Annotated in this window: 9 protein-coding genes and 3 rRNA genes; 7 read left to right on the top strand and 5 right to left on the bottom strand. The window is 62.1% G+C overall.

The window, feature by feature from the left end:
* Positions 1-156 precede the first annotated feature (156 nt).
* Positions 157-498, top strand: coding sequence for a tryptophan synthase subunit beta (locus KSS95_RS03870; protein WP_134694095.1), 342 nt, complete (start codon positions 157-159; stop codon positions 496-498).
* Positions 499-574: 76 nt separating this feature from the next.
* On the opposite strand, the gene lapD is transcribed toward KSS95_RS03870, so the two are convergent.
* Together lapD and lapG are read right to left on the bottom strand one after the other, a co-directional pair.
* Positions 575-2,521 (bottom strand): cyclic di-GMP receptor LapD, encoded by a 1,947-nt coding sequence (gene lapD, locus KSS95_RS03865; RefSeq protein ID WP_217851817.1) that lies wholly within the window; start codon positions 2,519-2,521, stop codon positions 575-577.
* A gap of 10 nt (positions 2,522-2,531) precedes the next feature.
* Complete coding sequence (gene lapG, locus KSS95_RS03860; RefSeq protein WP_217851815.1) at positions 2,532-3,233, bottom strand: cysteine protease LapG; 702 nt, start codon at positions 3,231-3,233, stop codon at positions 2,532-2,534.
* Positions 3,234-3,503: 270 nt separating this feature from the next.
* On the opposite strand from lapG, the gene KSS95_RS03855 reads away from it, so the two are divergent.
* The 6 genes from KSS95_RS03855 (at position 3,504) to KSS95_RS03830 (ending at position 11,076) form a co-directional block, all read left to right on the top strand.
* Positions 3,504-4,196, top strand: a complete 693-nt coding sequence (locus KSS95_RS03855; RefSeq protein ID WP_217851813.1) for a GntR family transcriptional regulator — start codon at positions 3,504-3,506, stop codon at positions 4,194-4,196.
* Between the two features lie 61 nt (positions 4,197-4,257).
* Positions 4,258-4,833, top strand: a complete 576-nt coding sequence (locus KSS95_RS03850; RefSeq protein WP_217851811.1) for a hypothetical protein — start codon at positions 4,258-4,260, stop codon at positions 4,831-4,833.
* A 603-nt stretch (positions 4,834-5,436) separates the two neighbouring features.
* Positions 5,437-6,213: a DUF3050 domain-containing protein gene (locus KSS95_RS03845; protein WP_217851809.1), complete on the top strand. Its 777-nt coding sequence runs from the start codon at positions 5,437-5,439 to the stop codon at positions 6,211-6,213.
* Complete coding sequence (locus KSS95_RS03840) at positions 6,210-7,139, top strand: diiron oxygenase (protein WP_217851807.1); 930 nt, start codon at positions 6,210-6,212, stop codon at positions 7,137-7,139. Before KSS95_RS03845 ends, KSS95_RS03840 begins: the two co-directional genes overlap by 4 nt.
* A gap of 10 nt (positions 7,140-7,149) precedes the next feature.
* A complete protein-coding gene (locus tag KSS95_RS03835; protein ID WP_217851805.1) occupies positions 7,150-10,578 on the top strand; it encodes an amino acid adenylation domain-containing protein in 3,429 nt (1,142 codons plus the stop codon).
* Between the two features lie 30 nt (positions 10,579-10,608).
* On the top strand, positions 10,609-11,076 hold the full coding sequence (locus KSS95_RS03830; RefSeq protein ID WP_217851803.1) for an SRPBCC family protein: 468 nt from the start codon (positions 10,609-10,611) through the stop codon (positions 11,074-11,076).
* Positions 11,077-11,409: 333 nt separating this feature from the next.
* Here the strand turns inward: KSS95_RS03830 and rrf (KSS95_RS03825) are convergent.
* From rrf (KSS95_RS03825) to KSS95_RS03815, 3 genes are all read right to left on the bottom strand, one after another.
* Positions 11,410-11,525: ribosomal RNA gene (gene rrf, locus KSS95_RS03825) — 5S ribosomal RNA — on the bottom strand.
* A gap of 111 nt (positions 11,526-11,636) precedes the next feature.
* Positions 11,637-11,752, bottom strand: a 5S ribosomal RNA gene (gene rrf / locus KSS95_RS03820).
* 130 nt (positions 11,753-11,882) lie between these two features.
* A 23S ribosomal RNA gene (locus KSS95_RS03815) occupies positions 11,883-14,775 on the bottom strand.
* Positions 14,776-14,783 lie beyond the last annotated feature (8 nt).

Raw genomic sequence — 14,783 nt, 5'->3', positions numbered from 1 at the left:
CCCCCCGGCGGCGGCCTGCAAGGGCCGTCGCCGCGGCGGCCGGGGTTCCCCAGCCAACGCTTCCCGCGCATACTCGTGCACCAGGCCAGCAGGCCTGGTGAACTTTGCCTATGCTGCTGACACCAAGAAGGAATCATCGTGACGAGGGATCACGCCATGTTCTACGTGCACCGCGACGCCGCCGGCCAGTTGCTGCGGGTGGAAGCCGCCCCGTTTGATGAGTATACGGACATGGTCCCGGCCGACAGTGCCGAGATCCAGGCGTGGTTCGCCGACGACGTCGTGGAAAACAGCCTCAAGCAGCTCAAGCAGAGCGACCTGGACATGATCCGGGTGCTGGAGGACCTGATCGAGGTGCTCACCGCCAAGGGCGTGTTCAGCATCACCGACCTGCCTCCAGGCGCCCAGGCCAAGTTGCTCAACCGCTCCAGCGCGCGCAAGGCGCTGGGCAGCCTGAACAACCTGATCGAGGAAGACGAGGAAGGCGGGTTGATCTGAGCGGCCCGACCCACCAGCGCGCCGGCGCCCACAGCATCATGCAGGCGCCGGCTTGCCGGCGAACCACCCCTGGCGTTCAACGCCAGGGCGCAGGCTCACCCACCAACTGCCCCTGAATCCCCTGCACGCCCATCTCGCGCAGCACCTTCAATTCCCCTTCGGTCTCGACCCGCTCGGCAATCAGCGGCAGGTCGATGCTGTGCGCCGCACGCTGGATGGCCTCGATGAACAGGCGCTTGTGCCGCTCGTGGTCGATGTTGCGGATATAGCCGCCGTCGATCTTCAGGTAGGCCAGCCCCAGGTGGGCAAGGTTGCCGATCATGCTGAAGCGCCCGCCAAAACGCTGCAGCGCCAGGCTGAAGCCCAGCCCGCGCAGGCGCCGGGTCAATTGCTCGAGCACCGACTGCTCGGGCAGTTGCTCCTCGCCGATCTCGAAGGTCAAGCGCGGCCCGAGTGCATTGTGCTGCCCCAGCAGGTCATAGACCCGCTGCAACGCCTTGGGGTCGGCCAGGGTCGCGGCGGACAGGTTCAGCGCCAGCGACTCGCCATGCCCCTGCAAGTGCCTGAGGACCTTCTCCAGCACCAGCAGGTCCAGGCGCGCCATCCAGCCGAAGCGCTCCAGCCAGGGCAGGAAGCGCCCCGCCGCCAGGGCTTGGCCCTCGGCATCGTGCAGGCGTGAGATGACCTTGTAATGCAGCACCTTGTCCGGCGCCTTGCTGTCCACCACCGGCTGGAAGAACAGCTCGAACTGCCCCTTGGCCAGCGCCTGGTCCAGGCGCGTGTGCCAGGCATGGTGGCTGTCGGCGGCCTGGCCTGCGGCGCCCTGCTCCAGGCATACCCAGCCCGGCTCCGGCTGGCTCTCGGCACGGGCCAGGGCTTCGTCGGCGAGCTTGAGCAGCGCCTGTGGCGCATCCCCCGGGCTATAGGGGGCCAGGCCGATGCAGGCCACCGGGTCGACATCGCTGGCGCCGGTTTCATGCAGGCTCTGCAAGGTGGCCTCCAGGGCCTGGGCCAGCTGGATCGCCTCGTCATGGACCATGCCCGGTGCCAGCACGGCGAACTCGCCGCCGCGGCTGCGGGTGATCAGGTCGTTGGTTTCAGGGAAGTTGGCGCAGGTGCGCCGCAGTTGCTCACCCACCGCTTGCAGCAGCTGGTCGGTGCGCTGGCCACCCAGGCGGGCGTTGAGACCCGCCAGGTCCTGCACCCGCAGCAACAGCAGGTAGCCGGCGCGGGCTTCCTCCAGGTTGCTGACACGGGCATTGAGCTGCATCTCGAAGTAACGACGGTTGGCCAAGCCGGTAAGGCTGTCCTGGTAGGACTCGGCGCGTAGCTTCTCGCTGCGCTCGGCCTGCTCGGTGAACAGGGCCTTGAGCTTCTCGACCATCTGGTTCATCGCCTGCACCACCCGGCGCAGTTCAGGCGTGCGTGGCAACTCCGGCAGGCTCAGGAACTCACGCCGGGCGATGGCGTGGGACTGCGCCACCATGTAGTCCAGCGGCCGCAACTGACGGCGCAGCAGCAGCGCGCCCAGCACCGCGCTCACCGCGCCGCACAGCAGCAGCCAGCCAAGGCTGCCCAGGGCGCTCTGCCACAGTTTGGCCAGGGCGAACATCGGGTGGCTGATCACCTCGACCCGCGCGGCTTGCTGCCAGCCGCGGCTGACGATGGCATCGCCGCCGGCCGGCTCCAGGCCGATCAGGTGGATGAACCAACCCGGCACGCCACCCGTGTCGGGTTCGGCATGGCGCTCGACCAGCACCGCGTTGGAACCCAGGTCGATGACCTTGATGCTGGAGTAGTAGCCACTGTCGAAGATCGAGCTGACCATCAGCTCGACCATCGCCGGATCGTCGATGTTCGGCGTCAGCGACAGCGCCAGCGCGGTGGCCGCATCCTGGGCATGGGAGCGCAGCTGGTTGACGTACTGGCTGCGCGAGCTCTCCAGGCTGACCATGAAGCTGCCACTGAAGGCGACCACCAGGAACAGGCAAATGGCTAGCAGCAATTGTTTGAACAGTGACATCTGTGCTCCTTCAGTAAACCGGTTCGGCCGGGAACCCTTCGGCCTGCATTTTCTTCAGCAAGTCCTGCCAGCGCGACAGGCGCTTGGTGTCGCCGACCTTCTTGTTGCCCGCGGCGCCGGTCAGCCACAGGCCTTCGCCGTTGAAGGCATAGACCGGCAGCAGGTCGGTACGCTGGCTGGCCGGCTTGATCGCGTCCATCAGGCTGTCGAGCACCAGCGGCTGGGCCTGTGGGTTTGAATAATAGGTCAGGACCATGTGCGCGCGGTTCTGGCGCAGGGCCTTGACGTAGGTGATGCGCAGTTTTTCCGCGGGGATGCCCATGCGCCGCAGGCTGAAGTACTTGGCGATGGCGTAGTCTTCGCAGTCGCCGGCGCCCTTGATCAGCGACTGGACCGGCGTGGCCCAGTAGTCGACCTCATGCCACAGGTCGATGTCCTCGACATAACGCAGCTGCTTGTTGAAGAACAGGTTGACCACTTGCAACTGCTCCAGCTCGCTCCCTTGCTTCTGGGTCGCCAGCAGGTTCTGCCAGGCGTCGATCCGCCCCTGGCCCGCGCCCAGCGTGCCGTACAACGCCTGGGCGCGGCGGCTGATCTGGGAGAAGTCCCAGTCCGCCTGCGTGCCGCCCAGCAGCAGGCAGCCCAGCAGCAGGGCCAGCCCGAAACGGCGCGCGGTCGCATGGAAGCTCCAGGGTATCGCCACTGCGGGCACCTGTTCTGATCATTCGAAAGCAGCGATGGTGCGGGCAGCGGCCAGAAAAGACAATGGCACCGTGCGATCATGCCGCCAACTGTCGGCAAACCCGCTTCGCACAAGGTCTGACGGCCTTGTCTGGCTTCACAAGGCTGCCGACTTGCTTCACGATAGCCGCGTTTTGCGATCACGCTGCGACGCCGGCGCCGATCAATCCGTTTGACAAGGGCCCCCCACCCTCACTAGGGTTATTGGATCCAATATTGACGTTGCCGAGGCGAACCCCGCGTGGCTGACAAACCCAAACTCCTGAGCACCGTGCTGGGCAGCGAACAGGTGCCGGCGCACCTGGCCCGCGGTGTCATCGAAGAGCGCCTGCGCAGCGCCATCCTCGACGGTCGCCTGCCGCCGGGCACCGCCCTGCGCCAGCAGGAGCTGGCGACCCTGTTCGGTGTCAGCCGCATGCCGGTGCGCGAGGCGCTGCGCCAGCTCGAGGCCCAGTCGCTGCTGCAGGTGGTGATGCACAAGGGCGCCGTGGTCGCTCCCTTGATCGGTGAAGACGCCGTCGACACCTACGCCCTGCGCGTGATCCTCGAAACCGAAGCGCTGCGCCAGTCGATCCCCTTGCTCGACGCCGAGGATATCGCCCAGGCCAGGACCTTCATCCGCCAGCTGGAAACCGAGACCCGCCACGCCGAAATTGGCCGGCTCAATCGCCTGCTGCACATGGCCCTCTACAGCAAGGCGCACAACCAGAAGCTGCTGCGCATGATCGAGGTCGAACTCAACGAGGAAGAACGCTTCCTGCGCTTCCACCTGTCGTCGATGGGCCTGGGCAAGCTGACCCAGGATGACCACATCGCCCTGGTCGATGCCGCCAGCGACAAACTGGTGGACGAAGCCGTCACCTTGTTGGAGGCGCACCTGAACAACGCCGCCCGCACCATTCGCAACTACCTCGATCGGCAAGCGGCCAACTGATCCCATTCGGCGGCCATGCCGCCCAAGGTCGGACGATCCGGCATAAGGAACGGCAGTGCACGTGCAGACGCGACAGCAATCCTCGACCGAAACACCGTCCAGGGTCCGCCTGATCTGCCTGGCCTGTACCCGACAGCAGCTTATCCAGTACCGCACATGGGCACGCACCCTCAGCGACCCCATCGAACTGGTCGCGGTGGACGTACCCGCCACGGTCATGCCCGGCGCACTCGACCCGACGCAACCGGCCAGTGAGTTGGCCAAGACCCTGGCCGAGCACTTGCAGCCCTACCTGGCGCAGCCCCACGCCCTGTTTGGCCAACACCAGGGGGCTCATGTCGCCCTGGCCCTGACCCAGCTGGCCCAGGGTCGCTACCCTGGGCAGACCCGGCATTTGTTTGTTTCAAGCTGTGACAGCCCGGCATACACCGCCACAGGCTCTGCCCACCCGGCCCTGCAGGTGCCGATCACCGTGCTCTACCCCCCGGGGGCATTGGCCGCCATGCTCGGCTGGCACAGCCAGGCCCGACGCGCGCTGGAGTTGATCGAGATGCCGGCCAGCACGGTCGACGCCTCAATGCTCAACCAGCGCCTGGTGCGCATCTTCAACACCCACCTCGGGCTGCTCGGCTTCTAGGCCCATTACCGACGCTGAACCGGCGATTTCGGGCATTTGCGCTGCTTGGCCTGTTGCAGGCCATGGCAGTGCCAGCATTTTGAGCACACTCTACTCTCCCGCAGCGGCCGCTGATCATCAGTAACGGGCCTGGCCGCCTGCGTCCTCATTCACCTGCAGAAGGACTCTGGCACCGGGCAAGGACCGCAAGCGATCAGCCGCCCCTGAATAATCACGCCCCGCAAACTCCGTTTATCAGTGCTCCGAGTGAGGCATTCACTCTGCGTCCGAATTTTCTGATAGTTAATTATCGGAAGGAGCACTTATTGCCAAAATAAAACTAATCAACTGTTTTATTCGGACAACTATTATTTTAAAAAACCGCACATCATAAATAGTTGAAAAAACAATTGCAGCGCACTTCAAAGTTGATCTAACTTTTATATCGCCAAGCACGGGCGGCCCGGATACTCCGTGGTTCCTGGCCTACAGACAGCCCTGCGGCCCTTGCAGCCTGTTCGTCATCGAAACTTAGTTCGAGGTATCTGTTCGCCTCGAACTTGGGGGACGCACAGGTTGCACGGTCATCCAGAACCCTGAAACCCGATAACAACGGACCTTTTCATGAAGCCTTTGAAGCGCACACTTTCCGACAAGAAACTTGAACTTTCCCGCCACCCATTGTTTTCCGAGATCGACTCGTTGGCGACCTTGCAGCGGTTCATGGAAACCCATGTATTCGCCGTCTGGGACTTCATGTCGCTGACCAAGCGACTGCAACAGGAACTGACCTGCGTCAGCCTGCCCTGGCTGCCCCCGGCCGACCCCGCCGCCGCTCGTCTGATCAACGAAATCGTGCTGGGCGAAGAGTCGGACGATCGTCTCGACCATGGTCACTACAGCCATTTCGAGCTGTACCTGGATGCCATGCGCGAGGTTGGCGCCAGCACCGTGGCCATCGAGCGATTCATCAGCCTCCAGCAGCAGGGCGTCGCTGCCCACGAAGCGCTGCAACGCGCCGGTGCCAGCGAGGCGGCGCAAGGCTTCGTCCGCGATACCCTGGAAACCGCCCTGCAGGCCCCGGCCCATCGCGTCGCCGCCGCGTTCCTGCATGGCCGGGAAAGCGTCATCCCGATGATGTTCCAGCAGATTCTCGACGAATGGGGCATCGGCAACGAGCAGGCACCGACATTCCGTTACTACCTGCAGCGCCACATCGAAGTCGACTCCGAGGATCACGGCCCCGCCGCCGAACAGTTGCTGGACCGCTTGGTCGCTGGCGACCCGCAGCGCCAGGAAGACGTTTATGCCGCCGCCATCGCCGCCGTGGACAGCCGCATGGCCCTATGGGACGGGCTGCGGGCCACCTTGCTGGCGCCGATCGCCGAGGTCGCGCCATGAATGCGTTCGACTACCGTTCCTTCGCCGACGCCTGGGAAGAGCGCGCGACCATCCGCACCCGCCCACGGCGGCGGGTGGAGGATGACCAGCGGCTGATCTACCCGCTCAGCCGCCAGCCCCTGGTACTGGGCGCCACTTTCCAGCGCGAGTGCCCGCACCTGCGCGATTTCGTCCTGGTGCAGAGCCTCTACAAGTTCATCAACGACGTGGTGATCTTCGAGACCGAAATCGTCGACCGCACAGCCCGGCGCATCGCCAAGGACCGCTTCGCCGTACGCTTTCCGTTTGCCTGCCGCTACGACGCCATGACCGTGGTCGTCGACGAGGACTACCACGCCCTGGTCGCCATGGACTTCCTCCAGCAGACCATCGCCCTGACCGGCGTGGAGCCCATCACCCTGCCCCAGGAAATCGAGCTCAGCCGCGCCATCCCGGCCGCGCTGGAGCAAGTGCCCGAGACCCTGCGGGACGCCCTGGAGCTGATCTGCGTAGGGATAGCCGAAAACACCCTGACCGACGATGTCGCGGCCTTCGCCCGCGACGACTCGGTCAAGCCCTCGGTGAAGGGGTTGATGGCCGACCACCTGCTCGACGAAGGCCGTCACTCGAGCTTTTGGGCCCGGCTGACACGCCTGTATTGGCAGTCCGCGGCCGAAGCCGACCGCCAGGCCATCGCCGCGGTACTGCCGGTGTTCCTGCGCCAGTACCTGACCAGCGACATCCAGCAAGCCTTCGACTGCGCCCTGATCGCCGCGTTGCCGGTGCACGAGTCGGTGCGTCAGGCCTTGCGCGAGGAAGCGCAGGCACTGGCCTACCCGATCAACCACCAGCATCCGCTGCTGGGCAACATCCTGCGCTTCTTCCGCGCCAGCAGCATGCTCGAGTCGCCCTGCGTGCAAGACGCGCTGCGCGACTACCTGCCCTGAGGATCCCGACATGAGACGCCTCGACATACTCCTGGTGGGGACCAGCCCCACCCTTGGCCTGCTGGCCCAGACCCTCGACGCGCACGGCCACGGCGTTGCCCAGGCCGACAGTGGCGATGCCCTGCGCCAACAGCTGGCGACCGCGCCGAGCCTGGTGGTGGAGGACGGCAGCCTGGCCCTGGCCAGTGGCGACTGGCAGCCACTGGGGCCTGCCCCCTTGCTCCGCCTGCGCCTGGGGGCCAGCTTCAGCAATACCCTGCCGCGCCTGGAGACCCTTTGCTGGTGCGGCAATGCCAGCGCTCAGCGCCTGATTGGTCGCGCGCCGGTGGCCTCCCCGGCCTCTGGCAACGGTCAGCAACTGCGTGAGGCTGTGCAACAGGCCTTGGCCGAACAGCTGGCGCTGCACATCACCCGTTTCGCCCGCAATCCGCAATACCTGCAAGAGGCCCCCACGGTCGGCCCCGGCGAGCAGGAACGCGAACATGGCCTGGACTGGCTCGAAGCCCTGGCCTACCGCCACCCGTTCAACCGCACGCTGCGTGCCGACCTGTTGGAAAGCGCCGAGGCTGGCTTGGTCGACCAGTTGCAACGCAGCCTGTGGCAACAGGCACAGCGTCCGGCGCTGAACCAGGACGGCCAGCGCTACAGCTACCGGCAACTGCATGCACGGGCGTTGGGTATCCAGCGCGCCCTGCTGCCGCTGCTGCCTGGCGGGACGAATGCGCCAGTGGTGGCCGTGTGCATGGACAAGTCGCCGGCGCTTTACGCCAGCCTCCTGGCGGTGCTGGGCAGCGCCGCCATCTACCTGCCGCTGGACCCGGCCACGCCAGCCGAACGGCGGCAGCGCATCCTCGCCGACGCCGGTGCCTGCGTGCTGCTTCACGATGGCCAGCAGCCTGTGGATATCTTGCAACTGGATGTGCGTAACCTGGCTGACGCCACAGAAACCGAGCTGCCCAGCCTGGTCCTGCGCGATACAGCGCCAGATCACCCTTGCGTGGCGATCTATACCTCCGGCACCACCGGCCAGCCCAAGGGCGTGCTGCTCAGCCAGCGCAACCTGACGCATTTCATGGCCTGGTACCGGGAGCATGTGGCGTTGGATAACCAGGCCCGGGTCCTGCAATTCTCCACCATCGGCTTCGATGCCTCCCTGCTGGACATCCTGCCGACCTTTGCCTGTGCTGCCGAACTGGTGCTGCCCAGCGAGGATCAACGGCGCGACCCACAACGCCTGCTGCAACTTATCCACAGCCAGGAAATCACTCATGCCTTCCTGCCACCGGCCCTGTTGAGCATCCTGCCGCGCGATACCCACCTGGGCCTGCGTCACTTGATTACCGGGGGCGATGTCTGTGAGCCCGAAGTCATCGCCCGCTTATCCGGGCAGTGTCGGCTGCACAACATCTATGGGCCGACCGAGACGACCGTGCTGGCAACCACCCGGGTGTTCGCCGCTGGCGACAGCAACCGTGACCTCGGGGTGCCCATCGCCAACACCCAGGTGCTGATCCTCGACCCCGAGCTGCGGCCAGTGCTGCAGCAGACACCCGGCGAGTTGTACATCAGCGGTCCAGGTGTCGGCCTCGGCTACCTGAACAACCCCAGCCTCAGCGCCGAGCGCTTCGTCGAGCTCGAGCTGCCGGATGGCCGCCGGTTGCGTGCCTATCGCACGGGCGATATCGGCAAGTGGGGCGAACACGGCATCGAAATATGCGGGCGGCGCGACAACCAGGTGAAGATCCGCGGCTTTCGCGTCGAGCCTGAGGAGATCGAGCACTGTCTGCGCGATAGCCGCCTGTACGCCCAGGTGGCGGTGGTGATCGACGACCAGCGTCGGGTACTGGCGTTCGTCGCCCACCCCGAGTGCGACGCTGCCGCACAGCGCTTGCGCGAGCACGCCGAACGGCAGTTGCCCGACTACATGCGCCCGATGTTCTACCAGGTGCTGGAGCACATGCCCTACACCGCCAATGGCAAGGTCGACCGCCAGAGCCTGGCACTGCGCCCCTTGGCACTGCCGAGCAGCCAGCGCCTGGCACCACGGACCGCGACCGAGCAGCGCCTGGCAGGCCTGTGGAGCACGTTGCTGGAGCTGCCAGAGACGGACATTTCCTGCGACGACAGCTTCTTCAACCTTGGCGGCCACTCGATCCTGCTGTCGCGCTTGTTGCTGGAGATTCGTCAGCAGTTCGGCCAGGGCGTGGCAATCAACCGGTTCATCGAGCAGCCAACCCTGCAGCGCCTGGGGGCGCTGCTCGATGGCGAAGACGCAGGCACGAGTGCATCGTTGGCGCGCCTTGAGCAGGATGCCAATCGCGCGCTCAACCTGCAGGTGCTGCCGGTGGATCACCTGGGCGATGTGCACAAGGTGATCGTCACCGGGGCCAATAGCTTCCTGGGTGTACACCTGGTCGAAGCCTTGCTGGACTGGGGGGCCAGCGAAGTGGCCTGCCTGGTCCGGCGTGGCGACGGGGTGTCGGCGGCCGAACGCTTCGCCCAGGCATTGCGCGACAACCACATCACCCTGGACCTGGGCCGCGTGCGGGTGTTCGAGGCCGACCTGCGCAAGCCGCGCCTGGGGCTTGCCCAGACCGACTACGACTACCTGGATAACGGCTATGGCGCCTTGCTGCACAACGCGGCCCAGGTCAACCATGTGCTCGACTACCAGGTGCTGGCGGCCGACAACATCGAGCCGCTGTTCGAGTGCCTGCGCTTGTGCGAAGGGCGGCGCAAGAAGATCTTCAACTTCGTCTCGACGTTATCCGCCTGCAGCGCGGTCGGCCCCGACGGGCGCGTGCTGGAAGCAGACCCGGCGCCGACCCCGCCCATCTACATCCGCAATGGCTACAACCTGAGCAAGTGGGTCGGCGAGCGCATCCTCAGCCGTGCTCGCGAGCAGGGCGTGTGGGTCAACCTGTTCCGCCCCGGCAACATCACCTTCGACAGCCGCACCGGCGCCTGCCAACCCCAGCGCAACCGCCTGATGCTGATGCTCAAGGGGTCGTTGCAACTGGGGCAGGTGCCAGGCCTTGAGATCGACTTCGACCTCATGCCCGTGGACTTCCTGGCCCGCTTCATCGCCTTCCACGGCAGTCGCCACCAGAGCGGCCACTGTGTGTTCAACCTGCACAACCCCGAGCCGCTGCGTTGGCGTGACTACCTGGCATCGTTCCGCGCCCAGGGCCATGCCTTCGAGCTGGTCAGTGTCGAGCAGTGGCAACGCCAGTTGCGCCGGGTCGACCGCGACAACGCGCTGTACGACGTCCTGGGCTTCTATCTGGACGGCTTCGAGGAAGACATCGGTGACATCTCTGGCATCGCCCATGACAACGCCCGTGCCGGCGTGTTGCGCATGGGTAGCCACTACCCCAGCAAAAGCCCCGAGCTGCTTGGCCGCGGCTGTCGCTACCTGGCCGATATCGGCTTTATCTGATCCTTTCAAACCCAACAGGAGCACTACGACATGCAAGCATGCAAACCCGATACCCTGATCCGCAACCCGCAAGGCTGCCAGGTGGCGTCCAGCGTTGAGATCGCCGCACCGGCCGCCAGTGTGTGGAACATTGTCGGCAACTTTGCCGGGTTCCCGGTATTCATCCCCGCCTTGGCGCATATCGAAATGACAGGCCAAGGCGTGCGTTCGGTGCGCAAGAAGCTATTCAAGGATGGCAACGTGGTGATCGAGCAGTTGAACTCGCGGGATGACCAGGCCATGAACATGACCTGGAGCCTGATCTACACCAGCCTGAACATCGGCAACCTATGGGCGGCCATGGAAGTGGTGGCGCTCGAGGGTAACCGCAGCCGCGCCACCTGGACGATCCAGGCCGAGCCATGGGAAGGCGGGCCCGAAGCGCTGCCGGGATTCCAGGCGTTCCTGCAGGGGTTCGCTGATGAAGCCATGGGCAATGTACGTAACCTGCTGAGCTGATAACGCCAGTAGGCAGGCAGAAACAACAAGGCCGCTCCCATCGGGAGCGGCCTTTTTGTTTCTCAAGCAGACGCCACGGCCATTGAACTGGCCTTGTGTCATGCCTCGGGCTCCTACAATGATCGCCGCCCGCCAACGGCCTGTAGGAGCCAGCCTTGCTGGCGAACCAGGCGACGCGATTTTCCTGGGGGACCGAGGCTGCAGGTTTGCGGCCGCTACGCGTCCGATCGCGACACAAGGCCGCTCCTACAGGGAGCGCACATGCCTGGGTTTATTGCGCCACAAAGACAAAACCCCTACCTGCTCACGCAGATAGGGGTTTTGCGAAATGAATCTTGACGATGACCTACTCTCACATGGGGAAGCCCCACACTACCATCGGCGATGCATCGTTTCACTGCTGAGTTCGGGATGGGATCAGGTGGTTCCAATGCTCTATGGTCGTCAAGAAATTCTGTATGCCGACCCGTCCAGCAGGGACGTCTCGGCGAATCTCTGTACTCTCTACTTAAAGACAAAACCCCTACCTGCTCGCGCAGATAGGGGTTTTGCGAAATGAATCTTGACGATGACCTACTCTCACATGGGGAAGCCCCACACTACCATCGGCGATGCATCGTTTCACTACTGAGTTCGGGATGGGATCAGGTGGTTCCAATGCTCTATGGTCGTCAAGAAATTCGGTTGCCGTGAATGCCTTGCAGCACTCTCAGCCAATTCGGATATGTGAATTTGTGGCCCTACGAATCTTCGGGTCTTTCGTCTTCACCACCACAATCTGCGTAAGCAAATTGCTTGGGTGTTATATGGTCAAGCCTCACGGGCAATTAGTATTGGTTAGCTCAACGCCTCACAGCGCTTACACACCCAACCTATCAACGTCGTAGTCTTCGACGGCCCTTTAGGGGATTCAAGATCCCAGTGAGATCTCATCTTGAGGCAAGTTTCCCGCTTAGATGCTTTCAGCGGTTATCTCTTCCGAACATAGCTACCCGGCAATGCCACTGGCGTGACAACCGGAACACCAGAGGTTCGTCCACTCCGGTCCTCTCGTACTAGGAGCAGCCCCTCTCAAATCTCAAACGTCCACGGCAGATAGGGACCGAACTGTCTCACGACGTTCTAAACCCAGCTCGCGTACCACTTTAAATGGCGAACAGCCATACCCTTGGGACCGGCTTCAGCCCCAGGATGTGATGAGCCGACATCGAGGTGCCAAACACCGCCGTCGATATGAACTCTTGGGCGGTATCAGCCTGTTATCCCCGGAGTACCTTTTATCCGTTGAGCGATGGCCCTTCCATACAGAACCACCGGATCACTAAGACCTACTTTCGTACCTGCTCGACGTGTTTGTCTCGCAGTCAAGCGCGCTTTTGCCTTTATACTCTACGACCGATTTCCGACCGGTCTGAGCGCACCTTCGTACTCCTCCGTTACTCTTTGGGAGGAGACCGCCCCAGTCAAACTACCCACCATACACTGTCCTCGATCCGGATAACGGACCTGAGTTAGAACCTCAAGGTTGCCAGGGTGGTATTTCAAGGATGGCTCCATGAGAACTGGCGTCCCCACTTCAAAGCCTCCCACCTATCCTACACAAGCAAGCTCAAAGTCCAGTGCAAAGCTATAGTAAAGGTTCACGGGGTCTTTCCGTCTAGCCGCGGATACACTGCATCTTCACAGCGATTTCAATTTCACTGAGTCTCGGGTGGAGACAGCGCCGCCATCGTTACGCCATTCGTGCAGGTCGGAACTTACCCGACAAGGAATTTCGCTACCTTAGGACCGTTATAGTTACGGCCGCCGTTTACCGGGGCTTCGATCAAGAGCTTCGCTTGCGCTAACCCCATCAATTAACCTTCCGGCACCGGGCAGGCGTCACACCCTATACGTCCACTTTCGTGTTTGCAGAGTGCTGTGTTTTTAATAAACAGTCGCAGCGGCCTGGTATCTTCGACCGGCGTGGGCTTACGCAGCAAGTGCTTCACCCTCACCGGCGCACCTTCTCCCGAAGTTACGGTGCCATTTTGCCTAGTTCCTTCACCCGAGTTCTCTCAAGCGCCTTGGTATTCTCTACCTAACCACCTGTGTCGGTTTGGGGTACGGTTCCCAGTTATCTGAAGCTTAGGAGCTTTTCTTGGAAGCATGGCATCAACCACTTCGCGCTCTAATGAGCACTCGTCATCAGCTCTCGGCCTTAAGATCCCGGATTTGCCTAAGATCTCAGCCTACCACCTTAAACTTGGACAACCAACGCCAAGCTGGCCTAGCCTTCTCCGTCCCTCCATCGCAATAACTGGAAGTACAGGAATATTAACCTGTTTTCCATCGACTACGCTTTTCAGCCTCGCCTTAGGGACCGACTAACCCTGCGTCGATTAACGTTGCGCAGGAAACCTTGGTCTTTCGGCGTGCGAGTTTTTCACTCGCATTGTCGTTACTCATGTCAGCATTCGCACTTCTGATACCTCCAGCAAGCTTCTCAACTCACCTTCACAGGCTTACAGAACGCTCCTCTACCGCGTCATCAAAGATGACACCCGTAGCTTCGGTGCATGGTTTGAGCCCCGTTACATCTTCCGCGCAGGCCGACTCGACTAGTGAGCTATTACGCTTTCTTTAAAGGATGGCTGCTTCTAAGCCAACCTCCTAGCTGTCTAAGCCTTCCCACATCGTTTCCCACTTAACCATGACTTTGGGACCTTAGCTGACGGTCTGGGTTGTTTCCCTTTTCACGACGGACGTTAGCACCCGCCGTGTGTCTCCCATGCTCGGCACTTGTAGGTATTCGGAGTTTGCATCGGTTTGGTAAGTCGGGATGACCCCCTAGCCGAAACAGTGCTCTACCCCCTACAGTGATACATGAGGCGCTACCTAAATAGCTTTCGAGGAGAACCAGCTATCTCCGAGCTTGATTAGCCTTTCACTCCGATCCACAGGTCATCCGCTAACTTTTCAACGGTAGTCGGTTCGGTCCTCCAGTCAGTGTTACCTAACCTTCAACCTGCCCATGGATAGATCGCCCGGTTTCGGGTCTATACCCAGCGACTAAAGCGCCCTATTAAGACTCGCTTTCGCTACGCCTCCCCTATTCGGTTAAGCTCGCCACTGAATATAAGTCGCTGACCCATTATACAAAAGGTACGCAGTCACCTAACAAAGTAGGCTCCCACTGCTTGTACGCATACGGTTTCAGGTTCTATTTCACTCCCCTCTCCGGGGTTCTTTTCGCCTTTCCCTCACGGTACTGGTTCACTATCGGTCAGTCAGTAGTATTTAGCCTTGGAGGATGGTCCCCCCATGTTCAGACAAAGTTTCTCGTGCTCCGTCCTACTCGATTTCACTGGCAAGAGATTTTCGTGTACGGGGCTATCACCCACTATGGCCGCACTTTCCAGAGCGTTCCACTAATCTCAAACCAGCTTAAGGGCTGGTCCCCGTTCGCTCGCCACTACTAAGGGAATCTCGGTTGATTTCTTTTCCTCAGGGTACTTAGATGTTTCAGTTCCCCTGGTTCGCCTCTTGCACCTATGTATTCAGTACAAGATACTCAGCTTATGCTGAGTGGGTTCCCCCATTCAGAGATCTCTGGATCACAGTCTGTTTGCCGACTCCCCAAAGCTTATCGCAGGCTACCACGTCTTTCATCGCCTCTGACTGCCAAGGCATCCACCGTATGCGCTTCTTCACTTGACCATATAACC

It is taken from the genome of Pseudomonas muyukensis (assembly GCF_019139535.1).
Lineage (GTDB): Bacteria > Pseudomonadota > Gammaproteobacteria > Pseudomonadales > Pseudomonadaceae > Aquipseudomonas > Aquipseudomonas muyukensis.
This window is presented reverse-complemented; position numbering and strand designations above follow the sequence as displayed.